This window comes from Novosphingobium sp. PhB57 (genome assembly GCF_004342985.1).
Taxonomy (GTDB): Bacteria; Pseudomonadota; Alphaproteobacteria; order Sphingomonadales; family Sphingomonadaceae; genus Novosphingobium.
This window is the reverse complement of sequence record NZ_SMBO01000001.1, coordinates 288,226-313,169: the sequence shown is the minus strand read 5'-3', so window position 1 is coordinate 313,169 and position 24,944 is coordinate 288,226. Positions and strand designations below refer to the sequence as shown.

Sequence of the window (24,944 nt, the reverse complement as noted above, 5' to 3'; positions counted from 1 at the left end):
CCCGGACGGCGCGCGAGCAGACATGGATTTTCTCGCGCGCCTCGGTCTCTCCCTTCCCCTGATACAGGCGCCGATGGCGGGCACTTCCACGCCCGCTCTCGCCGCCGACGTCTGCAACGCCGGGGCACTCGGCTCGCTCGCGCTAGGCGCCATCGGCCCGGATGAGGCACGACGGCAGATTGCGGACTTGCGCAGCCGCACGCAGCGGCCTTTCAATCTCAATCTCTTCGTTCACGAAACGCCCGCCGCCGAACCGGCGGTGGAAGCGGCATGGCTGGAGGCGCTCGCGCCCAGCTTTGCCGCCTTTGGCGCAGCGCCGCCCGCCGGACTGGAGACCATCTACGAGAGCTTCGCCGGTAATGCCGCGATACTCGAAGTCGTGCTGGAAGCGAAGCCCGCCGTGGTCAGCTTCCATTTCGGCCTGCCGGACGCCGCAACGATCCAAAAGCTCAAGCAGGCTGGCTGCCTGCTCGTCGGCAGCGTCACCAGTCTGGCGGAAGCCGAACTGTCGCGCAGCGCGGGGATCGACGTACTCGTGGCGCAAGGCTGGGAGGCCGGTGGCCATCGCGGCATGTTCGACCCCGCCGCGCCCGACGATCGGCTCGGCACTTTCGCGCTGGTCCGCCTGCTGGCGGCTTGGGGCAGGCTGCCCGTGGTCGCGGCTGGCGGCATCATGGACGGAGCGGGCATGCGTGCCGCGCTCGATCTCGGCGCGGTTGCCGCGCAGCTCGGCACGGCCTTCGTCGGCTGTCCGGAGAGCAACGCCGATGCCGGTTATCGCGCCCTGCTTGCTTCCGACGCGGCCCGGCATACGGTGATGACGCGGGCGATCTCCGGCCGTCCGGCCCGGTGCCTTGCCAACCGCTTCACGGAACTCGGGGAGCGCGCGGACCTGCCGCCCGTCCCTGCCTATCCGCGCACCTATCACGCCGGTAAAGCGCTCAACGCTGCCGCCAAGGCCCAGGGAGAACCCCTGTTCGGCGCGCAATGGGCGGGACAGGGCGCGCCGCTATCCCGCTCGATGCCGGCGGCGGAGCTGGTCGCCCAGCTCGCCGCCGAACTTTCCGCTACTCGCCCTTAGCCGCGCCGGCTTCCGGCGCGGCCGACTGCCCGTCGGTCCGATACTTGTCGAACCAGGCCAGGATCGCCGACGCCTTGGCTGCCGATTGCGAAGGCCGCGCGGCAATGCCGCCATGGCTGGCGCCCGGCACCTTGACGAGCGCGGTCGGCACCCCCCGGATCTGCAAGGCAGCGTAATACTGCTCCGCCTCGCTCACCGGGGTCCGGAAATCTTCCGAGCCCACCACCACCATCGTCGGCGTCTTGACGTTGCCCACCAGGCTCAGCGGCGAGCGGCGCCAGTACTCCATGGGGTCTTCCCAGGGCTTCTTGTCGAACCAGTAGCGCGAGGTGAATGGCGTGGCGTCCATCGTCAGCGCCTCGCTGATCCAGTTGATGACCGGCTTCTGCGTCACCGCCGCCTTGAACCGGTCCGTCTTGCCGACGATCCAGGCCGTCAGCACGCCGCCGCCCGATCCGCCGGTGACGAAGAGGTTGTCCGGATCGGCCACCCCGTCGGCAATTGCCGCGTCGACCGAGGCCATGAGGTCGTCATAATCGGTTCCGGGATAGGCCCGGTCGATCAGGTTGGCGAAGGCCTCGCCGTAGGACGTGCTGCCGCGCGGATTCGTATAGAGCACCGCGTAGCCGTGCGCGGCGTAGAGCTGGTAGTCGGTGGAGAAGCCCGGCGCATAAGCGGTGTTGGGGCCGCCATGGATTTCCAGGATCAGCGGCGCCTTCTGCCCCGCCGACAGGCCCGGCGGCGTCACCAGCCAGGCGTCGATCGCGCGGCCGTCAGGCGCGGTCACCGCCAGCTTGCGCACGGGCGCCAGGGCCTTGGCGTCCATCCAGGTGCCGTTGAGGTCGGTCAGCTTGCGGCCGGTCCCGCCATTGCTGACCCAAAGGTCGGCCGGGCGCTGGGTTGTGCCGGAGGTATAGGCCACGCGGCCATTGGCGGAGACGCTGAACGCACCGCCCGTATAGGGCCGGTCGAAATGGTCTCCGGGGCTGAGCCCCTCGACCACGGTCTTCATCGAACCGTCCAGCCCGACGCGGGCCACATAGGTCCTCGCATGATCGTCATACTGGACCATGATCGCGGAATTGCCGGACCAGTTCACCGCGTCGATCGAATGGTCGAACCCCTTGGTCAGCAGCCGCGATCCCGAACCGTCGCTGTTCATCAGGTAGAGGTCGGAATTCTCGTAGGACCGGTTGACGTCGTCATAGCCGAGGTAGGCGATATGCTTGCCGTCTGGCGAGACCATCGCGCCGGCATCGGGGCCGTTGCGGCTGGTGAGCGCCGTCACCGCGCCGCTCGCGATGTCGAGCGCGTAGACTTCGGAATTGTTGATGTCGCGCTGCCAGTTCTCGTGGCGGTTGGCGCTGAAAACCACGCGCTTGCCGTCCGGCGTCCACGACAGCGGGCCGCCGTCGTCGAAGTCTCCGAAAGTCAGCTGGCGCGGCGCGCCGCCGTCGGCCGAAACGAGAAACAGGTGGTCGTAGCCGGGCTGGGCATAGCCGCCGCCGTCCGCACGGTATGTCACGCGGTCGATCACCTGCAGCGGCTCGGCCCATTGCGCGCCTTCGGGGCGCTGCGAGGGCTGCGCGCCCATCTTGGGCCCCTCTCCGGGAACCCGCATGGTATAGGCGATCTGGCGCCCGTCCGGCGACCAGGCCAGCGCGCCGGGACTGTCAGGCAGCCCCGTCACTTTCACTTTGGCGCCGCCATCCAGCCAGAGCACGTAAAGCTGCGGCGCGCCCGTCCCGTCGCTGGAAACGAAGGCCAGGCGCTTGCCGTCCGGCGACCAGCGCGGCGAGAAATGGGCACCCGCCCCGGTCACGAGCGGCCGCTGCACGCCGCTTGCCGCATCGACCAGCCAGATCGAGGGTACGACCTTGTCGGTCATCACATCGGCCGCGGCCCGAACGTAGGCGATCCGGCTGCCGTCGGGCGAGATTTGCGGGTCAGTGACGCCCGAAAGCTTGAACAGGTCGTCAGGCGTGAAGCCGCGCTCCGGACCCTTGATGGAGGTCTTGGCGGCCTGTCCGGCCCCGGCTTCGTCCGCGGCGAAGGCCGAGGAGAGCGGAACGACGGCGCAGGAGAGCGCGAGAACGGCGGCGCGCAGGGCAAAGGCGCGCGAAAGGGTATGCGGCAAGATGGAATGCTCCTTCTCGAATGGGAGGATGAACCCTGTCTTGCCCAGACTTCGTGAAAAATCCAGTCACCTCGGCCGGCGACCTTGCCGCGGCGGGAATCATGCTAAGAGGCAGGCATGGAGCAACCGGAACGCCCCCCCTATACCATCGAGGACTACGGCTTCGGCGTTCTCGTCATCCTCGTTACCGCGGCCTTCGTCTGGCTGCTGCTGCCTTACTTCGGCGCCGTGCTCTGGGGCGTAGTGGCCGCGATCCTGTTTCAGCCGCTCACGGCGAAGCTGGCCACCCGGTTCGGCGGGCGCAAGAGCCTGGCGGCGGGGCTCATGCTGCTGCTGCTGCTCGCGCTCTTCATCATTCCCACCATCCTGCTCGGGGTCAGCCTCGTCCAGGAAGTCACGACGATCTACGAAAAGGTCCGCGGCGGCCAGATCGACATCCCGCACATGCTGGAGCAAGTCCGCGCCGCCCTGCCCGAATCGCTGGAGCGCCTGATCGACCGCTACGGCCTCACCGATTTCGAGAACTTGCGCCGCCAGTTCGGCGCCGGGATCGCCAACGGGCTCCAGGGCCTTGCCGCCCGGCTCCTCTCAGTGGGACAGGGCGCGCTGAGCTTCCTCGCGGCCTTGGGCGTGATGCTCTACCTCACGTTCTTCCTGCTGCGCGACGGCGACCGCTATGGACGGCTGATCCGGGACGCCATGCCCTTGCGCCCACACTTGCGCGACCGGCTGGTGAGCAATTTCGTGATCGTGGTGCGCGCGACGATGAAGGGCACGGTCGTGGTCGCCGTGGCGCAGGGCCTGGTCGGCGGCGTGATCTTCTCGCTGCTGGGGATCGACGGCTCGCTGCTCTGGGGCGTGATGATGGGCTTCTTCTCGTTACTGCCCGCCGTCGGCACCGGCCTCGTCTGGGTACCCATGGCGGGCTATCTGCTGGCGACTGGCCACATGTGGCAAGGTGCGGTGCTGGCCTTCTGCGGCCTGTTCGTCATCGGCATGATCGACAATATCCTGCGTCCGATCCTGGTCGGCCGCGACACACGCATGCCCGACTTCGTGGTGCTGATCGCCACTTTGGCCGGCCTGCAGATCTTCGGCCTCAACGGCTTCATCGTCGGCCCGGTGATCGCCGCCCTGTTCATCGCCGTCTGGACGCTCATGCGCGAGATCAAGAACAGCGACGGCATGCTGGAGCCCGATGCCATCGAACAGCAGGAAGAGCGGGCGGAGGCGCCGGTTTCCGACGCCGAGGTAGCCGCGCACCCGTCCTGACACGCGAACGACGGTTTTGAAAAAGGCCGCTGGAGCAGTCTCCAGCGGCCTTTTCGTTATTTGGCGAAGGGGTTCTTCGGCATGCGCAGATTGAGACGGATCGGCACCGCATCGAACCCGAGTTCCCGGCGAATGCCGTTGATCAGGTAGCGGCGATAGCTTTCCGGCAGCAGGTCCAGACGCGTACCGAACAGCACGAAGCCCGGCGGGCGGGTCTTGGCCTGGGTGATGTAGCGCAGCTTGATGCGCTTGCCGCCCGGCGCCGGCGGCGGGTTGGCGGAGAGCGCATCGTCGAACCAGCGGTTGAGCGCGGCGGTCGGCACGCGCTTGCTCCAGGCCTCGCGAATCGAGAAGCCGGCGGCGATCAGCTCGTCCAGGCCCTTGCCGGTCCGTGCCGAAACGGCCAGCAGCGGCACGCCGCGAACTTGCGCCAGGCCGTCGTCGAGCGCCCCGCGAATGCCGTTGAACAGGGCCGAGGCGCCTTCGGCCACGTCCCACTTGTTGATCGCGATGATCAGCGCGCGGCCTTCTTCCAGCACCTTGGAGGCGATGGTGAGATCCTGGTGTTCCAGCCCGCGCGTGGCATCGAGCAGCAGCACCACCACTTCGGCGAAATCGATGGCATGGCGCGCATCGGCCACGGCCATGCGCTCCAGCTTTTCCGTCACGTTGGCACGCTTGCGCATGCCGGCCGTGTCGATCAGGCTGACCTGGCGGACTTCCTGCGTCTTGGGATCGGTCCACTCCCAGTCGACCGTGATCGAATCGCGCGTGATGCCCGCTTCCGGCCCGGTGAGCAGGCGATCCTCGCCCAGGATTCGATTGATCAGGGTGGACTTGCCGGCATTCGGCCGGCCGACGATGGCTAGCTTGAGAGGCCGGCGCAGCAGCGCTTCCTCGTCCACTTCCTCTTCGAATTCCGGCTCTTCGGGCTGGAGCGGATCGAGATGCGGCAGCAGCGACTCGAACAGATCCGCCATGCCCACTCCGTGCTCGGCCGAGAACGTGATCGGATCGCCAAGGCCCAGCGAATAGGCTTCAAGCACGCCGCCCTCGCCCGCGCGGCCCTCGGCCTTGTTGGCCAGAAGGACCACCGGCACCGGCGAAGCGCGCAGCCATTGGCCGATTTCCTCGTCCAGAGGTGTCAGCCCTGCGCGCGCGTCGACCACGAAGAGCGCCACGTCGGCCGTTTCCAGTGCAGCCTCGGTCTGCTTGCGCATGCGGCCGGGCAGAGTCTGGTCTTCTTCGTCTTCCCAACCCGCCGTGTCGACGATCTGGAATTTCAGGCCGAGCAACTCGGCATCGCCGAAGCGACGGTCACGCGTGACCCCCGGCTGATCGTCGACGAGCGCGAGCTTCTTGCCGACGAGCCGATTGAACAGCGTGGACTTGCCGACGTTGGGTCGGCCGATGATGATCACCTGAGGAAGCATGTTGATAACTCGATAAAGGATTCCGGCCCGTAGGGGAATTCCTTCGGAATGGAAACGCCTGCGTTCTCGCGGCGCGGTATTGAATAAAATAAGCCGGACGTCCGGGAACAATTTCCTAATTCGTCGTTAACCATGCCCTGAAGGAATCCCATAACCGTACCGGGCAGAATTGGAACACATGCAGGGTTACCGGATCGCAATCATACTGGGTCTGGCCGCCGCGACGATCGCGCCGGCCAGTGCCCGTTCCGCCATAGACGACGCTTTGGCGGGCGCAGATGACACCGTGGGCGCGGTGGCAAAGCCCGATTACCTGGAGTGCGTGCCTTATGCACGCCAGCTTTCCGGCATCCAGATCTTCGGCGATGCCCATACCTGGTGGAGCCAGGCCCAGGGCCGCTATGCCATCGGCCATACCCCGCGCATCGGCGCCGTCATGGCGATGGAGCCTTACGCCAATTCCCAGCTCGGCCATGTCGCCACGGTCAGCAAGGTCATCGATTCGCGCACAATCCTGGTGAGCCATGCCAACTGGTCCCCGATCGAGGGAAGCCGCGGCCGGATCGAGAAGAACGTCACCGTCCTCGACGTCTCGGCCAGAAACGACTGGAGCGAAGTGCGCGTGTGGTATGCGCCGATTCACAACCTCGGCAACACGCACTGGCCGGTGTCCGGCTTCATCTACAACGCGCGGCCCAATTCCGGTCCCGCAGGGGGCCAGGATCCGACCCTGCAACGGCTGGACGACGTCTCGGCCACGCCAGAGGCACCGAAGAAAAGGAAAAAGGGCCGCCGCAGCGACCCCATCGGCGAAATCATCGCCGGCCTCTACTGAGGCGCCCGGCCCGGCGGCCTGCCGAAACAGGCCGACCGTCCGGGTATGGCCCTATCGGGCCTTGCTGACCTCAGGGCCTTGCTGACCTCAGGGCCTTGCGGACCTCAGGCCCCTTACCTCAGACTTTGGCGACCGGCGCGTCTTCGCCGAGGTCTTCGTACCAGGCTTCCACCGGACCGGAGAGCTTGACCGTCAGGGGATTGCCCTTGCGATCCAGCGTCTTGCCGGCCTGGACGCGCACCCAGCCTTCGGAAATGCTGTATTCTTCCACATTGGTGCGCACGGTACCCTTGAAGCGGATACCGACGCCGCGCTGAAGCTTTGCCTCATCGAAGAACGGGCTCTTCGGGTTGATGGCGAGGTGATCGGGCGGCACGTCAGGGCCGTTCTGGGTCTCTTCAGTCATGCCCCGCGATTTAATTCCAGATGGGCGCTTGTCAATTCGATCCGACTCATCTAGAGGCGCGCTTCCGCAACGGACACAGTCCTTCTGCGGGCGCGTAGCTCAGTGGTAGAGCACACCCTTCACACGGGTGGGGTCGCAGGTTCAATCCCTGCCGCGCCCACCATCCCTTCTACGGGATGGCGTTTGCAAGGCGGACATTTTCCCCAAGATCACCATTTCTCGCAGGCCGAAACGAGCCTCTGGAATCTTGCGCCTGCGCGCATGAGGCGGCATAGCGCGCGCCATGCACGATATCCGCCTGATCCGCGAGAATCCCGAAGGATTCGACGCCGGCCTCGCCCGCCGTGGGGCTCTCCCCGTGGCTGCCGACATCCTCGCCCTCGACGAGCAGCGCCGCTCGGTGGCGACGCGCATGCAGGAAGGGCAGAACCGCCGCAACGAGGCATCGAAGGCGATCGGCAAGGCCATGAGCCAGGGCGACAGCGCCACGGCCGAAGCGCTGAAGGCCGAAGTCGCCCAGCTCAAGGACACCCTCCCGGCGCTCGAAGCCGAGGAGAAGGACCTCTCCGCCCAGCTTCACAATGCCCTGGCCGCCTTGCCCAACATCCCCGTCGCCGAAGTGCCGGACGGCGCGGACGAGAGCGAGAATGTCGAAGTCTCGAAATGGGGCACGCCGGGCACTTACGCCTTCGAGCCCAAAGAACATGCCGATCTCGGCCCGGCACTCGGCCTCGATTTCGAGACCGGCGCCAAGATTTCCGGCGCGCGCTTCACGTTCCTGAAGGGCCAGATGGCGCGCCTGCACCGGGCGCTGGCGCAGTTCATGCTGGACACCCAGACCGCCACCAACGGCTATATGGAATGCATCGTGCCGCTGCTGGTCAAGGACGAGGCCGTGTTCGGCACCGGCCAGCTTCCGAAGTTCTCCGAGGACCTGTTCCGGACCACGGACGGTCGCTGGCTCATCCCCACCGCCGAAGTCTCGCTGACCAATGCGGTCCAGGACGAGATCGTCGATACGGCCGCCCTGCCCCTGCGCATGACCGCCCTCACCCCTTGCTTCCGCTCGGAAGCGGGCGCTGCGGGCCGCGATACGCGCGGCTTCATCCGCCAGCACCAGTTCGAGAAAGTGGAACTCGTCACGATCTGCGCGCCCGAGCAGTCGGAAGCCGAGCACGAGCGCATGGTCGCGGCCGCCGAAACGATCCTCCAGGCGCTGGAACTGCCCTATCGCAAAGTGCTGCTCTGCACCGGCGACATGGGCGCGACGGCGCGCAAGACCTTCGACCTCGAGGTCTGGCTGCCCGGCCAGGCGGCCTACCGCGAGATCAGCTCGATCTCGAACTGCGGCGACTACCAGGCCCGCCGGATGAACGCGCGCTTCAAGCCGGAAGGTTCGAAGAAGACGGAGTTCCTGCACACGCTCAACGGCTCGGGCCTCGCGGTCGGCCGTACGCTGGTGGCGGTTCTGGAGAACTACCAGCAGGAAGACGGCTCGGTGCGCGTTCCCGAAGCGCTCAAGCCCTGGATGGGCGGGATCGACAAGCTGACGGCCGGCCACGAAGCCGCTCTCGACTCGAAGCACACCTGAACTCCTCGTCGCCCTGAACCTGTTACGGGACGACGAATGAAAGCAGCAGAAAAATCATGCGTATCCTGCTCACCAATGACGACGGCATCAACGCCCCCGGCCTCTATGTCCTGGAGAAGATCGCCGCACAGCTTTCGGACGATATCTGGATCTGCGCGCCGAGCGAGGAACAGTCGGGCGCGGGCCATTCGCTGACGCTGGGCCGCCCGGTGCGCATGCGCGAGCATGCGCCCAAGCGCTTCTCGGTCACGGGCACGCCGACCGATTCGGTGACCCTGGGCCTCAAGAAAGCCTTGCCCGGCCCGCCGGACCTGATCCTATCCGGCGTCAACCGCGGCGCTAACCTCGGTGACGACGTGACGTATTCGGGCACCGTCTCCGCGGCGATGGAAGGGGCCATGGCAGGCATCCCCTCGATCGCGCTCAGCCAGGTCTATGCGGGCGAAGGCCTCGGCAACAATGTCAGCTTCTCGGCGGCCGAGGAATGGGGCGCCAAAGTGCTGCGCCCCCTGCTGGACATGCCGTTCGCGCCGCGCACCCTCATCAACGTCAACTTCCCGCCCCTGGCCGGAGCTGACGTGAAGGGCATTCGCGTGGTCCGCCAGGGCTTCCACGACTATGCGCGCGGCTCGGTCGTCGAGGGCATGGACCCGCGTGGCTTCCCGTACTTCTGGTTCGGCCTGCACGGCATCGAGCACACGCCCGGCCACAACACCGATCTCGAAGCGATCTCCGAAGGCTATATCTCTGTGACCCCGCTCCAGATCGACCTCACGCATGACGCCGCGATAGCGCAGATCGCGAGCCGCTTCGAAGCATGATTCCCAAGTCCCTGTTCCTGCTTGCGGCGCTGGCGCTGCCGATCGCGCCTGCCGTCGCGGCACCGCGGGACGAGACCGTGCACGTCGTCGAACCGGGCGAGACGCTGAACGGCATCGCCAACCGCGCCGGCGTTTCTTCCGAGGCTCTGGCGAAAGCGAACGGCCTGAAAGCGCCCTACGTCGTCCGGCTGGGCCAGAAGCTTGCCATTCCGCGCTCCCGGCCTGCGCCGGTGAAAACGGCGGCACCGAAACCGGACAATGCCGCGGCGCCAGCGCGCGCCTCCGGCGCCAGTGCGACGGCCAAGGCAGCAGCCGCAGCCAGTTCGACGGCGAAAGCCGCCATCGCCGCAGCGGGTCCGCCGGAGCAGGAATCCGTGCACGTCGTCCAGCCCGGCGAGACGCTGGGCGGCATCGCCGCCGCAGCGAAAGTTCCCCGCGTCCTGATCGCGGAAGCCAATGGTCTGCAGCCGCCCTATGCGGTGCGCTCCGGCCAGAAACTGCAGATCCCCCGCACGCGCCGGCATACGGTCAAGGCAGGCGACACCGGCTTTTCGATCTCGTACAAGTACGCGGTGCCCTGGGAGCAGGTCGCCCTGGCCAATGGTCTCGATCCGGCCGCGCCGGTCAAGCCGGGCCAGACGCTGCTGATCCCCACTTTGCTCGATCCGCCGCCCGCAAGCGGCGCTTCCGTGCCTGTCGCTGCGCCCACGTCTGCGCCCACCGCCGCACCGCTGCTGGCGATCCCCGCTCCGCAGAGCACGCCGACCACGCGTAGCGCGCGATTCGCCTGGCCTGTCAGCGGCCCCATCCGCCGCGGCTTCGCGACCGGCGCCAACCATCACGACGGCATCGACATCAAGGCCCCGGAAGCCACAATGGTCCGGGCCGCCGCGGCCGGCACCGTGCGTTTCGCGGGCATGGAAAAGGAGCAGTTCGGCAATCTCGTCGTGCTCGACCACGGCGACGGCTGGTTCACCGCCTACGCCTTCCTCAGCCGGGTGACCGTCAAGGAAGGCGCCAGGGTGGCGGCCGGAGAGCGCGTCGGGCTGGTCGGCAGCACGGGCCTTGCCAAGGGCAACGAGCTTCACTTCGAGGTGCGGCAGAACGGCAAGCCCGTCGATCCGCTGGACGAGTTGCCCAAGGCCCCCTAAGCTTGGCGGGCATGTCGAAGCGACACTCTGCTCGCGCCGTATTCAGGCCGCCTTCGTTCAAACCATTGCGTCGGTCGCTGGCGGTCCCGGTCTGGGCCGACGTGGCCTTGCGCCTGGGCGGTGCGTTCTTCCTGATCTTCGTGGTCATCATGGTCCACTGGAGCGACCGGGCCGGCCTCCACGATGTCCACGACGGGCAGGTCAGCTTCCTCGACGTCGTCTATTTCACGATGATCTCGATCACGACCACGGGCTTTGGCGACATCGCCCCCGTCAGCGACCGGGCGCGGCTGATCGAGGCGATCCTGGTCACGCCGATCCGGCTCGCCGTCATCACCATCTTCGTCGGCACGGCCTACAATTTCATCATCAAACGCAGCTGGGAGAGTTGGCGCATGAAGCGAATCCAGGAAAGGCTGGAGGACCACATCGTCGTGCTCGGCTTCGGCGTCAGTGGCTCGGAAGCGGTCAAGGAACTGGTCGAGCGCGGGATGGAACCGGCCTGCATCGTCGTGGTCGACCCGGTGGAGGCCCGTCTGGCTCACGCCGAGAAACTGGGCTGCAACGTGCTCCAGGGCGACGCCACGCGTGACGATATCCAGAACGCGGTCCGCGTGACGACGGCGCGAACGGTGCTGGTCTCCGCCGGGCGCGACGATACTTCGGTGCTGATCGTGCTCACCACCCGCCACCTTGCACCCACGGTGCCCATCACGGTGGTCATTCGGGCCGATGACAACGAACTCCTCGCGCGGCAGGCCGGCGCCAACAACGTCATCAACCCGGTGCGCTTCACCGGCCTGCTCCTGGCAGGCTCGGCCGAGGGCCAGCACGTCGCGGACTATTTCTCCGACCTCGCCTCCGTGGCGGGCCGGGTGCAGCTGGTCGAACGGCCGGTGGCGCCTGAGGAGATCGGCCGGCCGCTCGACCAGCTCGCCACGGGCGGCAAGGGGCTTCGCATCTACCGGGGAGAGCACACCATCGGCTTCTGGGAAGACGACGCCAGCATCCTGCAGCCCGGCGACATCGTGGTGGAAATCGCCCCCACCAAGGCTACCGACGAAGCCGGTTCAGCCTAGCACCCAGAACACCAGGCCCATCGCCAGATAGGCCACCAGCCAGAACAGGCAGTCCACCACGCGGCGCATCGGCTCGGTGCGCTGGCGAAGGTGGGTCAGCCACACAGCGGGCATCACGAAGGCCACCGAGACGCCGCCCGTCTGCATGAAATAGAGCCAGGGCTTAGCAGCCAGCGTTTCCGCCCCGATCCGCGCGAAATTGTGGCCGAGCATGGCCGAAGACACCAGCATGACGAAGACGACCACGGCATAATTGGCCCCGCGCTGCGCGCGTCCGGGAATCAGCTGCCGCCCGGTTCGGAACAACGGACCGTGCCAGACAAGGCCCACCGCCACCGCAAGCGCCGCAGCCAGGAAGACCGCCAACCAGTTAACCGGACCCATCGACATCCCCTGTTTTCCAATAGCTTCTCTCTTGCAGGCCCGTGCCGAAGGCGCAAGACAAGTGCGCATCGAAGGAAGGGATTCGCCTGCCACTCGGCCGGTACGATTCGTTTTTCGTGACTCTCGGGCGCAATAGGCGTATCGGGCGCGCCATCCCTATGGCTATTGAAATCCCCTCTCCGCCCAAGGTCGGCATGGTCAGCCTCGGCTGCCCCAAGGCGCTTGTCGACTCCGAACGCATCCTCACCCGCCTGCGCGCCGACGGCTATACGATGAGCCCGGACTACGCCGGGGCCGACGTCGTGCTCGTCAACACTTGCGGATTCCTCGATTCCGCGAAGGAAGAGAGCCTCTCCGCGATCGGCGAGGCCATTGCCGAAAACGGCCGCGTGATCGTCACCGGCTGCATGGGCAATGAGGCCGACGTGATCCGCGCCCGCTTCCCGGACGTGCTGGCCGTCACCGGCGCGCATCAGTACGAAGCCGTGGTCGAGGCCGTGCACGAAGCCGCGCCGCCCGAACTTTCGCCTTACGTCGATCTGATTCCCCAGATCTACGACGAAGCCGGCGTCAAGCTCACGCCGCGGCACTACAGCTATCTGAAGATCTCGGAAGGCTGCAACCACGCTTGCTCGTTCTGCATCATTCCCTCGCTGCGCGGGAAGCTGGCGAGCCGCCGCATCGACGCGGTGCTGCGCGAGGCGGAAAAGCTGGTCCAGGCCGGAACGCGCGAACTGCTGGTCATCAGCCAGGACACTTCGGCCTATGGCGTTGACGTGCGGCATGAGACGCGCATGTGGAAGGACCACGAGGTCCGCACGCACATGACGGACCTTGCCCGCGAACTCGGTCAGCTCAGCGATTCGCAGGGCCGCAAGCCCTGGGTCCGCCTGCACTACGTCTATCCCTATCCCCATGTCGACGCGGTGATTCCGCTCATGGCGGAAGGACTGTTGACGCCTTACCTCGACATTCCCTTCCAGCACGCTGCGCCTTCGGTGCTCAAGTCGATGAAGCGTCCGGCCAACGAGGCCAAGGTGCTCGACCGTCTGCGCAAGTGGCGCGAGATCTGCCCGGATATCGCGATTCGCTCCAGCTTTGTGGTCGGATTCCCCGGTGAGACCGAGGCGGACTTCCAGTACCTGCTGGACTGGCTGGACGAGGCCCAGCTCGACCGCGTGGGTGCGTTCCGTTTCGAACCCGTCGAAGGCGCAAGCGCCAACGACCTGCCGAACGCCGTGCCCGAAGAGGTCAAGGAAGAACGCTACGCCCGCATCATGGAGAAGACCGCCGCGATCAGCGCTGCCAAGCTTCAGGGCAAAGTTGGACGTATTCTCCCGGTCATCATCGATGAAGTCGGCGAAGTGGACGAGGACGGCGACATCGGTGCAACCGGCCGCTCTCAGGCCGACGCCCCCGAAATCGACGGCAATGTCTTCCTCCGCAATGCCGGAAAGAACCTGGAAGTCGGTGATATCGTTGACGTTCTTATCGAGGACGCCGACGAGCACGACCTCTACGGCGCCATTACCGAAGTCTGAGCGGGATCGGGCGGCAGTTGCACGCCTTGCAACGTTGCTCAATCTTTTCGCATTTGCAGCGAATCAGTGTCGGGAGCATATGGAACAGGCCTTTCAGGCATCCTCTCCCAAAAACTTTCCAAGGGCTGGTCTTCGGACCGGCCTTTTTTTTGCGCTGCATCCGCGCGAATTGACGTTTGCATCAATGCTCCCGGTCAAGTCTCGCAGCTCCGCGCACCTCGCCTTCATCCGTTTCTGGTTTTAAGGCACTGGCCGCGCCGCTTCATTGCAGGCGCAGCCACGGCGCCCGAAGACGCTCCAACGTCGCTCGATAGGCTGAGTTGCGGCACGTCGCGGCATCCGTAGCGCGCAAACCGGCAGGCGCATGCATTTCTAACAAGCGCATTGCCCCTCAGGACGGCCAGAAATTCAACGCCCGAGCGATCACATGCACGTTATGCAATTACGCCCAATTTTTTCGCATTTGCAGCAAAACCTTTCGCGGATCATAAGGATCGGGCCTTTCAGGCATCCTCTCCCAAAAACTTTCGTAGGGCTGGTCCATCGGATCGGCCCTTTTTTTTTGCGCCTATTCCAGGCGAAACGCCGTCCAGTGCCCCCATGTGCTGGCAGTCGGAGCCGCTTTGTCCTAGCCATGCTGCATGGCCGAATCGTTGCGAATCTATACCGCCGCCCTCGTCGTCATCGGTGACGAAATCCTTTCCGGTCGCACGCACGACAAGAACATCGCGCAAGTCGCCGCCTGGCTGCAGGTGCAGGGGATCCGCCTCAAGGAAGTGCGCGTGGTCGCCGACGACACGGCCGCCATCGTCGAGGCCGTGAACACGCTGCGCGCACGCAACGATTATCTCTTCACCACCGGCGGCATCGGCCCGACCCATGACGACATCACCGTCGACGCCATCGCCGAAGCGCTGGGCGTGCCGGTGATCGTCCATCCGGAAGCCCGTGCGATCCTGGAAAGCTACTATGCCACGCGCGGGGGGCTGACGGATGCCCGCCTGCGCATGGCGCGCACGCCGGACGGCGCCAGCCTCATTCCGAATCGCTACACCGGCGCCCCCGGCATCCGCGCCGGAAACGTCTTTATCATGGCTGGCGTCCCCAGCATCACCGCCGGCATGCTCGACGCTCTTTCCGGCCAGCTCGAAGGCGGGGCTCCGCTGCTTTCAGAGACGGTCGGCTGCTGGGTGGGGGAGAGCGAAGTCGCCGAACTCCTGCGCGAAACCGAACGAACCCACGATGGCTGCCAGATCGGCTCCTACCCGTTCTGGGCCGAGGGCCGCACCGGCGCCAATTTCGTGATCCGCTCCGTCAACGCCCAGGATCTTGCCGCCTGCACGCGCGCTCTGGTGCAGGGCCTGGAAGCGATGGGACGTCCCGCGGTGCCCGGTGGCATTTGAGCCATGGCATTCGAGACGGCCGTCGCGCTTGCCCTGATGGCGTCCTCCGCGCCAGTCGCCGTCCAGGCCCCAACGACGCTCGAAGCCTTCGAAGCCGTCCTGGGCCGCCATGACAGCGCCACGCTGGCGCTGGAGGAATGGTGCACCCTGCGCGGCTTTTCCGCCTCTGCGCGGGTAACGGCGCAGCTCGTGACCGGCAGCGACATCCCCCCACCCGCCGACATCGAAAAGAAGCTGGCGCTGCAGCCCGGCGAGACGGCCGCTCTTCGCAACGTCCGGCTGAGCTGCGGTTCCCGGATCCTGTCGGTCGCATGGAATTGGTACGTGCCAGAGCGCCTGACTGCGGACATGAACGAGGTGCTGCGCTCCAGCGACATGCCTTTCGGCAAGGCCGTGGCCGACCTGCATTTCCGGCGCCTGCCGCTCTCGACGATTGCCGGCGCCGCCGCGAATTGCCCGGCAGGCACGATCTCCACCCATCGGGCCATGCTGGTGCTGCCGGACGAACGGCCGCTGGCCTATCTGGTGGAGTGTTACACCGCGGCCAATCTCCAATCCTGACGTCGCCCCGAACCATGTCCAGAGCGACGCCCGATATTTTCCCGGATCAGGCCGCGACCGCCTCCGTCCCGGCGATCGAGGTTCGGTGCATCATGCGCCCGGTCGACTTGTCATAAGGGATCGCCCGGTGCATCGCGCCGGTATTGTCCCAGATGACGAAGTCGCCCTTGGTCCACTTGTGGCGCAGTGAGAACGCCGGCTGCGCCGCCCATTCCTGCAGGCGGATCAGCATGGCGCGGCCCGCCGGCACTTCCATGCCTACGATATGGTCGGCCGTAGTACCGATCACCATCGACTTGCGGCCGGACTCGTGAGTCCAGACCAGCGGATGTTCCTTGATCAGGCCGATGCCCAGAACGCGCTCGCGGTGCTTCTCGGGAATGGCGTCGGCGATCGGGGAGAGGCTGGCGCGCACCGAGTGTACGGCCCGCAACCCTTCCAACGCCTGCTTCTCTTCCTCCGGCAGCCCTTCGTAGGCGGCGTAAGTGCTGGCGAACTCCGTCTCTCCGCCGATGGCCGGGGCAATCCGGCACGACAGCAGCGTGGCGAATGGCGGAGGCATATCCACCGTGATCCCGTCCATGTGCCAGAAGAACGTCCCCAGCACGTATTCAGGCTGCGGATTGATCTTCTCGTCCAGTGTGACCTGGTAGACGTTGTCGTCGTTCTGCTGGACGTTGTTCCGCGCCGTCAGCTTGACGGTCCCGCCCATCGCATCGGTGATGGCAAGCTGCTCGGCATCGGTAAGGTTGATCTCGGGAAAGACGACGACGGTGCGCTCTTCCACTTTCGCACGGATCGCGGCGGCCGCTTCGGGCGTGAAGATGTCTTCCCGGTCGTCCCACACGACACGCGAACCGATGTGTTCCTTGATGTCCTCGAATCGGATGGCCATGGCGGCACACTCTCCAGCTTATCGTTTTGAACAGTTGTTCAGCACGAAATACACCGGCGCGCCTCTCCGCGCAAGCGGGGGCGCGAGGCTGCGGGATCGCCACAACGAAAAAGGGCCGGAGGTTTCCCTCCGGCCCTTCTATCCGTTTCGCATGATCCCGAAGGATCAGGTGCCTATCAGGCGCCGGCGATCTCGGTCGTGTCGATCTTCAGGCCGGGGCCCATCGACGACGAAAGCGAGATCTTGCGAACGTACTTGCCCTTGGAGCCCGAGGGCTTGGCCTTGACGATCGCATCGACGAACGCGCTGAAGTTGGTCAGCAGGTCGGCGTCCGAGAACGACATCTTGCCGATGCCGGCGTGGATGATGCCCTGCTTTTCGACGCGGAACTCGATCTGGCCGCCCTTGGCGTCCTTCACGGCCTGCGTGACGTTCGGGGTAACCGTGCCGAGCTTCGGGTTCGGCATCAGGCCCTTCGGACCCAGCAGCTTACCGAGACGGCCGACGACGCCCATCATGTCCGGGGTGGCAATGACGCGGTCGTAGTCGAGATTGCCGGCCTGCATGTCGTCCATGAGGTCTTCCGCACCGACCTTGTCGGCGCCGGCGGCGAGAGCTTCCGCAGCCTTGTCGCCCTTGGCGAACACGGCGACGCGAACGGTCTTGCCGGTACCGGCCGGAAGCGAAACCATGCCGCGAACCATCTGGTCGGCGTGACGCGGGTCAACGCCCAGGTTCATCGCGACTTCGACGGTTTCGTCGAACTTGGTCGTCTTCAGGTCGCGCAGGGTCTGCAGCGCGTCAGCGACGGGGTAGTGCTTGAGGTTGTCGCCGAGCTTTTCGGTCAGCGACTTCTGCTTCTTGGTCACCTTGGCCATGGAATCAGCCCTCCACCACTTCGAGGCCCATCGCGCGGGCCGAACCTTCGATGATCTTGGTGGCGGCATCAATGTCGTTGGCATTGAGGTCGGCCATCTTGACCTGGGCGATTTCGGCAAGCTGCGAGCGCTTGACGGTACCGGCGCTGATCTTGCCCGGCTCCTTGGAGCCCGACTTCAGGTTCACGGCCTTCTTGATGAGGAAGGTCGCCGGGGGGGTCTTGGTGACGAACGTGAAGCTGCGATCCGCATACACCGTGATGATGGTGGGGATCGGCATGCCCTTTTCGAGCTCCTGCGTGGCGGCATTGAACGCCTTGCAGAATTCCATGATGTTCACGCCGCGCTGACCCAGCGCAGGGCCGATCGGCGGGGACGGCGTGGCGCTGCCGGCCTTGACCTGCAGCTTGATGTAACCTTCGATCTTCTTGGCCATGTGGCCACTCCTTCACACTTTCGCACCTGCCGGGCAGATGCTCATGTTTAGCGGTTTTACGGGTGCCGGAGCATCCTCCCGCAGGGAATCGGGCGGCACGAGGCCAATCCGAAGGGCGCGCCCCTAAACCATATCGTTCGAAAAGGAAAGCGCCGGTTTCGGCAATTCGCCGCCCGATCTTGCTGGCGCCTGATCCTGCTGACGCCTGACCTTGATGATGGCCGATCTTGCTCCCATAGGCTGCGGCATCATGGCAGACAACGAACTCGACAATCTCATCTGGGCGGCACTGTCCGGTGAACAGGCCCGTTTCTCCATCGGCAACGACCGGGCAAAGCGCTTCCATCCCTCGATCGGCCCGCTTGCCGCACTTCGCGATCTTTCGCCGGAAAGCCTCGAAGCCTTTGGCGAACTGGTCCGCACCACCGGCCTCGCCGCACTCGGCCTTGTCGGCATGGTCGAGGACCTCCCGGTTCCGGGCACCGAGATCCTTCGCAGCGCAGAGGGCGTGCAACTGCTGTTCGACGAAAGCAACGCCGCCGCCGTGGAGGAGATCGCCCGCGCCGAGAGCGATCCGCGCACCGTTCCGCTCGGCCAGAGCGACTACCCGGACATGCTGGAACTCGCGCTGCTGACCGAACCCGGACCCTTTGCCGAGCGCACGGGCGACCTCGGTCGCTTCTGGGGCATTCGCGAGAACGGCCGCCTGCTGGCCATGGCCGGTCAGCGCGTACGCACGGCAGAGCATGTGGAAGTCAGCGGGGTCTGCACCCATCCCGACGGTCGCGGCAAGGGCTACGCCGCCTTGCTCTCACGCCGCGTGGCCGGCGCGATTCGGGCTTCGGGACAGCGGCCCCTGCTCCACAGCTATGCCGATAACGAGACGGCCCTGGCGCTCTACGGCAGGCTGGGCTTCGCCGAACGCGCACGGGTTCGCTTCACCGTTTATGCGCCGCCAGGCTGAAACGGCGGCGCGTAGGCCAGATCGAAACCAGGCGGAGAAACGAAAAAGGCCGGGCGAGATGCCCGGCCTTTTTCGTTTTCTTGCCGACGATTACTTGCTGAGTTCGACGTGTTCGAAGTCCAGCTCGACCGGCGTGGCGCGGCCGAAGATCGACACCGACACCTTGACCTTGTTCTTGTCGAAATCGAGTTCCTCGACGATGCCGTTGAAGCTGGCGAAGGGGCCATCGAGGACCTTCACCGAATCGCCGATCTCGTAATCGATGCTGACGGTCTTGCGCGGCGCGGCAGCGGCGGCTTCGGCGGCGCCGAAGTAACGGGCAGCCTCGGTCTCGCTGATTGCCTGCGGCTTGCCGCTGGAACCCAGGAAGCCGGTGACCTTCGGGGTGTTCTTGACGAGGTGGTAGACGTCGTCGTTCAGCGCGAGCTTGGCGAGCACATAGCCCGGCATGGTCTTGCGTTCGGTCTGAACCTTCTTGCCGCGCTTGACCTCAGTGATGGTCTCGTGCGGAACCTGAACGTCCTCGACGAGCTGCGAAAGTCCCATCCGCTCGGCTTCCGAGAGGATGGATTCCTTTACCTTGTTCTCGAAGCCGGAATAAGCGTGGATGATGTACCAGCGGGCCATGGATCTCTCTTCGTAAGCTAGTTCAGGCGATCACAGCAGCGACAGGATCGAGCTGACGACCCAGCCGAACAGTGCGTCGATCCCCAGGAAGAACACCGCGAGAAAGACCGTCATGATGCCGACGAAGATTGCCGTCGTCACCGTCTCCTGGCGCGAAGGCCAGTAGATCTTGGAGGTTTCCGTACGCACCTGGCGGATGAATTCGCCGGGACTGGTCTTGGCCATGACTGTCGTTCTCGCGTCTCTTGCCTGCTGCCTGAGCAGAAAAATAAGTCTCGGCTTCCGGCTAGGGGCCATCGCCGCCCCGGCCGTGGCCGGGAGGGGCAGATGCGATCCTCATGTCGGAAGGAAACGCCGACTTAGCCCCGGCCCGCTCGATTTGCAAGGTCTGGCGAACCGCTCCGTAAACCTAGGACGAAGGGTCCGCGGGATCGGCCAGCCGGGCCAGGAACGAGTTCGGGCTGGAGTAGAGAATGCGCGCCCCGTCGGGCAGCGCCACCGGCTTGATCCGCCCGATATACCAGAGATACTCGGCATGGCGCGCAGGGCCGAACTTGCGCAAGTCGATGTGCTGGCGCGGCGAATAGAGGATGCGCTGGCTCGGATCGGCAAAGCGGTAGGACAAGTCGCGCATGGAGAGCATGTGCACGTTCGGCAGGGCGAAGTTGGAATTCTCCATCGCGCTGCGACGCACCACGGCATAGGAGCCGAAGTGCTCGAACGGGCCGAACCGCCACTGGATACGTGGAATCGCCACGGCCGTGGCCACGCGGGCGCCTTCGGGCACCTGGTCGAGCGCAGCGATCAGCTGGCGGGCGGTCTGCGCGTCCTCGTACCAGACCACGGTCGTCACGGCCGTGCGGGAAAGGAACAGCGAGGCCGCAGCCACGACCATCCAGCGCCGGATCGGCAGATCGATCGCAAGGCAGGCCACCAGCAGCGCCGTGGTGCTCAAACGGTAGTCGGCATAGTCGCCGCCGAAGATCTGGCGCGGCACCACGAGCGTCAGCATCAACAGAATCAGCGCCGCCCAGCCGAAGCGTCCATCGATGCGCTTGCGCAGCAGCGCATAGCCCAGCGCCACCAGCACGAGATCCAGGCTGATGATATCAAAGTAGAAATCGAAGCTGCGCATCGACTTGTAGAGGATGCCCCACTTGTAATCGAGCACGTAGCGCCCGTAGGACACCTTTGAATTCGCGCCCATGCCGATCAGCATCGGCAGCAGCGGGAAGATCAGCGGCCAGGGCTTGAGGAACGGGCGCCAGTCCAGCCAGCTGCTCCGGCGGCTCCATTCGTAGCCGAACAGGAGCACGCCCATCACTGCCCAGCCCGAAACGTGGCAAAGCCAGACCACGAAACCGATCGGCACCATGACGGCCCAGCGCCAGGGGCGGTCCTCAAGCTTCACCCAGAGGGCGAACGTGAACAGCCCCAGCGCCAGCGACAGCGAATAGTTGAGAAAGCCCATCAGCAGCGAGGGCGACCAGATCATCGCGAAAGCCAGGATCGGTCCGACCCCGAGTTTGCGGCCCAGCGAACGGCAGGCCGCCACGATCGACAGGCCCGAAAGGAAGGGAATCATCGCCACGATGATTCGCCCGGCCTGTTCCAGCCCGAAGATCGGCGCCATCGGCACCATCAGCAGCTCGACGCCGAGATTGCCGGTCCATTCCCAGTTGAACACGAAATAGCGCGTCAGATAAGGGTCTGCGCCGTGGTCCAGCGCAACCTTGTAACCGGCCAGGTGCGAGGGATAATCCGTCATCTGCGGCGCCCAGGCGACCAGCGCCGGCAGGGCCGCAACAGCCGACAGGACAACGCCCAGGACAAGCGCCCTGTCCTGGCCCAGCAACTCGGCAAGGCGCTGCCAAAGGGCACGCCACCTGCCGTTGTTCAGTCCGATCTGTTCCGCCTGCGGTCGCGCAGTTCCGTGCATCAGCGCCTGTTTCTTTCTCGAGAAAGCCCCCGAACGTACTTGGCCGGAGCCGCCGATCGAAATCGTGCATGGGCTCGATTCGCCAAACGCGGCTGTCTAGTCGCAGCGACGCGAATGACAAGACCGCGTATGGGGCAGCACGCTATCGTGCTTTTCCGTTTATCGCAATTGCAGCATAATACGCGAAACGCCCGCCTCCGAAAATATCCGGAGCGGGCGCTTGGCAAGTGCCTCAACGCTTTTCGAAAAAAGCTGGCAGGAGTGCACGGACTCGAACCGTGGGCCCTCGGTTTTGGAGACCGATGCTCTACCAACTGAGCTACACTCCTGCGGGCGAAGGAGCCTCTAGAAGGAGAAGGAGAGGATTACAAGAGGGTTACAGGGCATGATGACAAGTTATTTCCCGCCCTTGCATTTTACGGGGCTGGGACCCCAGGTTACACGAGGATTCCCGGGATTTCGGGATGGGGGCAAAGCGCTCCGAACACGCGTTTTTCCGGTTGGCCCCGGATTTGGGATCGGCCTTTCAGATCAGGAATTCACGGCAGGACCATGCACGCGCCCCGCTCACCCTCGATGATCGAGCCGGAACTCCTCATGCTCGCCTACCGCAGCGGGATCTTCCCCATGGCGGACAGCCGGGACGACCCGGAGATCTTCTGGATCGAGCCGCGTCTCCGCGCGATCCTGCCGCTCGGTGGATTCCACTTGTCCCACTCGCTGGCGAGGACGCTGCGCCGGGAGCGGTTTTCCGTAACCTGCAATGCGGCCTTCTCCGAAGTCATGGAAGCCTGCGCCGCACCGCGCCAGGTCGCTGAAAAGGCCGGCGAGGATGGTGAAGACGAAAGCGGCAGCTGGATCAGCCACCGTATCCAGGCCAGCTACGAGAACCTGCACTTCCTGGGGCACGCCCACTCGGTGGAGGTATGGCAGCACGATGCGGACGATCGCCGCCAACTGGTCGGGGGACTCTACGGCGTGGGATTCGACCGGGTGTTCTGCGGAGAAAGCATGTTCTCGCGCGCGACCGATTCGTCGAAAGTCGCGCTGGCCTATCTGGTCGCTTCGCTGCGCCGGGGCCGTGTCAGCCTGCTCGACTGCCAGTTCATGACGCCGCACCTGGCCTCGTTAGGTGCCGTGGAAATGCCGCAGAAGCGCTACCTGACGCTTCTCCAGGAAGCTCAGTCCTCGGGCGCGGCTTCGGGGATGGTCGCGGGCGCCGGCGCGGCGGAAGATGTCGCGCCGGGCGAAGGGGCCGCTGCAGACGAAGAGGCCGGGGCGCTGGCGCTGCCCGTGGCCTTTGCAGCGCTCCTGGCGGAAGGCGCCGAAGACGGCAGCGCTTCCTCGCCGGGGAAGTTCATCGCGCAGCTCTTGACCCAGACGTCGTAGACCGGATGCTCGACGACGTTGAGCGCCGGCGAATTCTTGAACAGCCAGCCCGAGAAGACCTTGTGCCATCCCAGCTTCTCGGCCGCGCCGCGGCGCTCTTCGACGAAAGCCTGGACGAAGGCGCCCTCCTCCTGCGGCTGCTCCCAGGGAAGCGACTTCTCGCAAGTGGCGACCTTGACGACGAGGTTGCCGATCCGGCGTGCCTCGCCCGGCTTCATCACCAGGTCCTGCGTGAGGTTGTTGCGCTTGTTGAGCACGCCGAGCGTGACGACGCGGTCCTTGTTCGGTGTACCGATCTGCTGCCCCTTGGCAGCCTGCGCCGGCCCCGCCTGCATCCCGGCGATCGCATCGGGAACGCTGGTGTCCTGCACTTCAGGCGCCGGCTCCCCCTTGCCGCATCCTGCAAGGAGCGACAGGACAAGCGCCGGCGCAAAAGCGACGGTCCGGCCGAGAGGAGCCCGCATCACCGCAGCGCCCCTCAGGCTTCCGGAGACCAGGCCTCGTAGTCGCCGGTGGCGGGGGCACGCTTGCCGCCCCGCTCCAGCGCGCCCTGCGGGCGATAGGCGGTTGCGGTGCCGGTGGCGTTGGGGGTGTAGTCCACTTCCCAGATGCGCGCGGGAGCCAGGTGGCTTTCCGGCACGCCGTCATAGGAGTGATGCAGCCAGCCGTGCCATTCGGACGGCACGTTGCTGGCGTCGTTGGCGCCCGCATAGATCACCCAGCGGCGCTCGTACCCTTCGGTAGTCCGCACTTTGTCGGACTTCGAACGGAAGTACTTGTTGCCCTGCGCGTCGGTGCCGACGTGCTCGCCATTGCGCGAGCTCCAGAGCGAGGTGCCAATGGTGGCGCCGTCCCACCAGGTGAAGATCTTGGACAGGATTCCCATGAGCCGCGCGTTAGCGCTGTTCGCAGCCGATGCCAAGGGCCTTGCCGTCAACTTAAGGCGCTTTCCACGAGACCTCGTCGCCCGGCGCGATCCCCAGCTGCGCCGCACGCCCCCCGTTCAGCTCGAGCACGGCGATCACCGGACCCGCGGAAGGCAGCGGCGTTTCGTCGTAAGGCCTGGCATTCGCGGCTATGTTGAGGATGCGGCGATCCGGCCCGATAAAGAGCAGGTCGAGCGGAATCACCGTGTTACGCATCCAGAAGGCGGCCGGAGCCGGTGCCTTGCGGGGGAAGATCATGCCCTCGTCCGCGCCCATTTCGGTGCGGAACATCAGCCCCTTGGCCTGCTCGGCTTCGCTGCGGGCCACTTCGACTTCGAAACCATGCGCCTTGCCCGAGGCGCGAACGACCAGGGGAATCACCGGCAGGCCGGAAACCGGATGGATCGCCGTCTTGGCCTGAACGGCGCCGGCAGCCTCGCCCGCGCTCCGGGAGCACCCCGTCGCTGACAGGACCGCGCCGGAAACCAGCATGCAGGCGAACAAGGCAGGCAGTTGGCGGATCGGACGCACTCAATAGTCTCCCGTGTCGGACTCGGCCCATTGCTCCGCATCCTCGGCATCGGAGGCATCGACGATACGCCGGGCAATGTCGAGCCGGTGCCCTGCCCGCAGCATCGCCGCCAGATGCTTTTCGCGCAGCGGCCGGTCCGGCACTTCCGCGGCGAATGGGCCGAAGCGCCGACGCCGCGCCAGCACCAGCGCCGCACGTCGCTCCGCCGCGGCATCGGGCCGCACTTCCGCGCGCAAGTCCTCGTCCAGCCCGGCATGGCCCAGCGCCTCGCCCACCCGGCGCGCGCCATAACCGCGTCGCAACAGGCTGCCGGCCTTCATCCGCGCCCAGACCGCGTCGTCGACATAGCCCTTCTCTACGAAGCGGCCGATCATCGCCTCCAGATCGGGCCGCCCTTCCCCATCCCAGCCCCGTTCGCGGAGCTTGCGCTGCAGATAATCGCGCAGCTTCCCTTGCGTCGTGGCGAAACGCGCGACATAGGCCAGCGCCAATTCTTCCAGGCGGGCCTCGGTCAGGGGTTGCGGATTGCGACGGTTCTCGGACATCTTGCCCTATTCGTGCCACAGTCGGCTCGGATTGGGGAGAGCGCACGGAACCACGTCGTGCGGAATTGCTATGTCCGGTTCAGGTAAGACCGGATAATAGCGCGGGGTTCCGGTGAGA

Annotated in this window: 25 protein-coding genes, 2 tRNA genes and 1 pseudogene; 13 read left to right on the top strand and 15 right to left on the bottom strand. The window is 65.5% G+C overall.

Annotated features, from left to right (window positions below):
* Positions 1-22: 22 nt before the first annotated feature.
* Complete coding sequence (locus tag EDF58_RS01350; protein WP_132262019.1) at positions 23-1,081, top strand: nitronate monooxygenase; 1,059 nt, start codon at positions 23-25, stop codon at positions 1,079-1,081.
* On the opposite strand, the gene EDF58_RS01345 is transcribed toward EDF58_RS01350, so the two are convergent.
* Positions 1,068-3,218 carry a S9 family peptidase gene (locus EDF58_RS01345; protein WP_243654024.1) on the bottom strand — a complete coding sequence of 717 codons (2,151 nt, stop codon included), beginning with the start codon at positions 3,216-3,218 and terminating at the stop codon, positions 1,068-1,070. The genes EDF58_RS01350 and EDF58_RS01345 overlap by 14 nt on opposite strands.
* A gap of 117 nt (positions 3,219-3,335) precedes the next feature.
* Here EDF58_RS01345 and EDF58_RS01340 point away from each other — a divergent pair, with 117 nt between their 5' ends.
* Positions 3,336-4,490 (top strand): AI-2E family transporter, encoded by a 1,155-nt coding sequence (locus EDF58_RS01340; RefSeq protein WP_132262018.1) that lies wholly within the window; start codon positions 3,336-3,338, stop codon positions 4,488-4,490.
* A 56-nt stretch (positions 4,491-4,546) separates the two neighbouring features.
* Here the strand turns inward: EDF58_RS01340 and der are convergent, their stop codons facing one another.
* Positions 4,547-5,923 (bottom strand): ribosome biogenesis GTPase Der, encoded by a 1,377-nt coding sequence (gene der / locus EDF58_RS01335; protein WP_132262016.1) that lies wholly within the window; start codon positions 5,921-5,923, stop codon positions 4,547-4,549.
* Between the two features lie 178 nt (positions 5,924-6,101).
* Here der and EDF58_RS01330 point away from each other — a divergent pair, with 178 nt between their 5' ends.
* Entirely contained in the window at positions 6,102-6,758 is a 657-nt protein-coding gene (locus tag EDF58_RS01330) for a CHAP domain-containing protein (RefSeq protein ID WP_132262014.1), read from the top strand.
* 118 nt (positions 6,759-6,876) lie between these two features.
* Here the strand turns inward: EDF58_RS01330 and EDF58_RS01325 are convergent, their stop codons facing one another.
* Entirely contained in the window at positions 6,877-7,164 is a 288-nt protein-coding gene (locus tag EDF58_RS01325; RefSeq protein ID WP_132262013.1) for a DUF3297 family protein, read from the bottom strand.
* An 88-nt stretch (positions 7,165-7,252) separates the two neighbouring features.
* Here EDF58_RS01325 and EDF58_RS01320 point away from each other — a divergent pair.
* From EDF58_RS01320 to EDF58_RS01300, 5 genes are all read left to right on the top strand, one after another.
* Positions 7,253-7,327 (top strand) — tRNA-Val (locus EDF58_RS01320).
* A 120-nt stretch (positions 7,328-7,447) separates the two neighbouring features.
* Complete coding sequence (serS, locus tag EDF58_RS01315; RefSeq protein ID WP_132262011.1) at positions 7,448-8,755, top strand: serine--tRNA ligase; 1,308 nt, start codon at positions 7,448-7,450, stop codon at positions 8,753-8,755.
* A gap of 56 nt (positions 8,756-8,811) precedes the next feature.
* On the top strand, positions 8,812-9,576 hold the full coding sequence (gene surE / locus EDF58_RS01310) for a 5'/3'-nucleotidase SurE (protein ID WP_132262009.1): 765 nt from the start codon (positions 8,812-8,814) through the stop codon (positions 9,574-9,576).
* Positions 9,573-10,727 carry a LysM peptidoglycan-binding domain-containing M23 family metallopeptidase gene (locus EDF58_RS01305; protein WP_132262007.1) on the top strand — a complete coding sequence of 385 codons (1,155 nt, stop codon included), beginning with the start codon at positions 9,573-9,575 and terminating at the stop codon, positions 10,725-10,727. Before surE ends, EDF58_RS01305 begins: the two co-directional genes overlap by 4 nt.
* An 11-nt stretch (positions 10,728-10,738) precedes the next feature.
* Positions 10,739-11,806 carry a potassium channel family protein gene (locus tag EDF58_RS01300; protein ID WP_132262006.1) on the top strand — a complete coding sequence of 356 codons (1,068 nt, stop codon included), beginning with the start codon at positions 10,739-10,741 and terminating at the stop codon, positions 11,804-11,806.
* On the opposite strand, the gene EDF58_RS01295 is transcribed toward EDF58_RS01300, so the two are convergent.
* Positions 11,798-12,190, bottom strand: a complete 393-nt coding sequence (locus EDF58_RS01295; protein WP_132262004.1) for a DUF1761 domain-containing protein — start codon at positions 12,188-12,190, stop codon at positions 11,798-11,800. The two genes, EDF58_RS01300 and EDF58_RS01295, sit on opposite strands and share 9 nt — an antisense overlap.
* A gap of 158 nt (positions 12,191-12,348) precedes the next feature.
* Here EDF58_RS01295 and rimO point away from each other — a divergent pair, with 158 nt between their 5' ends.
* The 3 genes from rimO (at position 12,349) to EDF58_RS01280 (ending at position 15,695) form a co-directional block, all read left to right on the top strand.
* Positions 12,349-13,731 (top strand): 30S ribosomal protein S12 methylthiotransferase RimO, encoded by a 1,383-nt coding sequence (gene rimO / locus EDF58_RS01290; protein ID WP_132262002.1) that lies wholly within the window; start codon positions 12,349-12,351, stop codon positions 13,729-13,731.
* 641 nt (positions 13,732-14,372) lie between these two features.
* Positions 14,373-15,134, top strand: coding sequence for a molybdopterin-binding protein (locus EDF58_RS01285; protein ID WP_132262000.1), 762 nt, complete (start codon positions 14,373-14,375; stop codon positions 15,132-15,134).
* Positions 15,135-15,137: 3 nt separating this feature from the next.
* Positions 15,138-15,695: a hypothetical protein gene (locus EDF58_RS01280; RefSeq protein WP_132261998.1), complete on the top strand. Its 558-nt coding sequence runs from the start codon at positions 15,138-15,140 to the stop codon at positions 15,693-15,695.
* A 46-nt stretch (positions 15,696-15,741) separates the two neighbouring features.
* Here EDF58_RS01280 and EDF58_RS01275 read toward each other — a convergent pair whose 3' ends face one another.
* The 3 genes from EDF58_RS01275 to rplK form a co-directional block, all read right to left on the bottom strand.
* Complete coding sequence (locus EDF58_RS01275) at positions 15,742-16,590, bottom strand: TauD/TfdA family dioxygenase (protein WP_132261996.1); 849 nt, start codon at positions 16,588-16,590, stop codon at positions 15,742-15,744.
* 176 nt (positions 16,591-16,766) lie between these two features.
* Positions 16,767-17,468: a 50S ribosomal protein L1 gene (gene rplA, locus EDF58_RS01270; RefSeq protein WP_132261994.1), complete on the bottom strand. Its 702-nt coding sequence runs from the start codon at positions 17,466-17,468 to the stop codon at positions 16,767-16,769.
* A 4-nt stretch (positions 17,469-17,472) separates the two neighbouring features.
* On the bottom strand, positions 17,473-17,904 hold the full coding sequence (rplK, locus tag EDF58_RS01265) for a 50S ribosomal protein L11 (protein WP_021232774.1): 432 nt from the start codon (positions 17,902-17,904) through the stop codon (positions 17,473-17,475).
* A gap of 250 nt (positions 17,905-18,154) precedes the next feature.
* On the opposite strand from rplK, the gene EDF58_RS01260 reads away from it, so the two are divergent.
* Positions 18,155-18,868, top strand: a complete 714-nt coding sequence (locus tag EDF58_RS01260; RefSeq protein ID WP_132261992.1) for a GNAT family N-acetyltransferase — start codon at positions 18,155-18,157, stop codon at positions 18,866-18,868.
* Positions 18,869-18,958: 90 nt separating this feature from the next.
* On the opposite strand, the gene nusG is transcribed toward EDF58_RS01260, so the two are convergent.
* From nusG to EDF58_RS01240, 4 genes are all read right to left on the bottom strand, one after another.
* Positions 18,959-19,495, bottom strand: a complete 537-nt coding sequence (gene nusG / locus EDF58_RS01255) for a transcription termination/antitermination protein NusG (protein ID WP_132261990.1) — start codon at positions 19,493-19,495, stop codon at positions 18,959-18,961.
* A 30-nt stretch (positions 19,496-19,525) separates the two neighbouring features.
* Positions 19,526-19,720 (bottom strand): preprotein translocase subunit SecE, encoded by a 195-nt coding sequence (gene secE, locus EDF58_RS01250; RefSeq protein WP_086493495.1) that lies wholly within the window; start codon positions 19,718-19,720, stop codon positions 19,526-19,528.
* A gap of 184 nt (positions 19,721-19,904) precedes the next feature.
* On the bottom strand, positions 19,905-21,434 hold the full coding sequence (locus EDF58_RS01245) for a hypothetical protein (RefSeq protein WP_243654023.1): 1,530 nt from the start codon (positions 21,432-21,434) through the stop codon (positions 19,905-19,907).
* Positions 21,435-21,687: 253 nt separating this feature from the next.
* Positions 21,688-21,763: transfer RNA gene (locus EDF58_RS01240), tRNA-Trp, on the bottom strand.
* 223 nt (positions 21,764-21,986) lie between these two features.
* On the opposite strand from EDF58_RS01240, the gene aat reads away from it, so the two are divergent.
* A complete protein-coding gene (aat, locus tag EDF58_RS01235; protein ID WP_207912786.1) occupies positions 21,987-22,823 on the top strand; it encodes a leucyl/phenylalanyl-tRNA--protein transferase in 837 nt (278 codons plus the stop codon).
* Positions 22,824-22,858: 35 nt separating this feature from the next.
* Here aat and EDF58_RS26275 read toward each other — a convergent pair.
* The 4 genes and pseudogenes from EDF58_RS26275 to EDF58_RS01215 form a co-directional block, all read right to left on the bottom strand.
* Positions 22,859-23,041, bottom strand: a pseudogene (locus tag EDF58_RS26275) (DUF2155 domain-containing protein); the annotation flags it as partial.
* 260 nt (positions 23,042-23,301) lie between these two features.
* Positions 23,302-23,709: an NADH:ubiquinone oxidoreductase subunit NDUFA12 gene (locus EDF58_RS01225; protein ID WP_132261988.1), complete on the bottom strand. Its 408-nt coding sequence runs from the start codon at positions 23,707-23,709 to the stop codon at positions 23,302-23,304.
* A gap of 52 nt (positions 23,710-23,761) precedes the next feature.
* On the bottom strand, positions 23,762-24,241 hold the full coding sequence (locus tag EDF58_RS01220; protein ID WP_132264019.1) for a DUF192 domain-containing protein: 480 nt from the start codon (positions 24,239-24,241) through the stop codon (positions 23,762-23,764).
* A gap of 39 nt (positions 24,242-24,280) precedes the next feature.
* Positions 24,281-24,826, bottom strand: a complete 546-nt coding sequence (locus tag EDF58_RS01215) for a RecX family transcriptional regulator (protein ID WP_132261986.1) — start codon at positions 24,824-24,826, stop codon at positions 24,281-24,283.
* Positions 24,827-24,944: the final 118 nt, after the last annotated feature.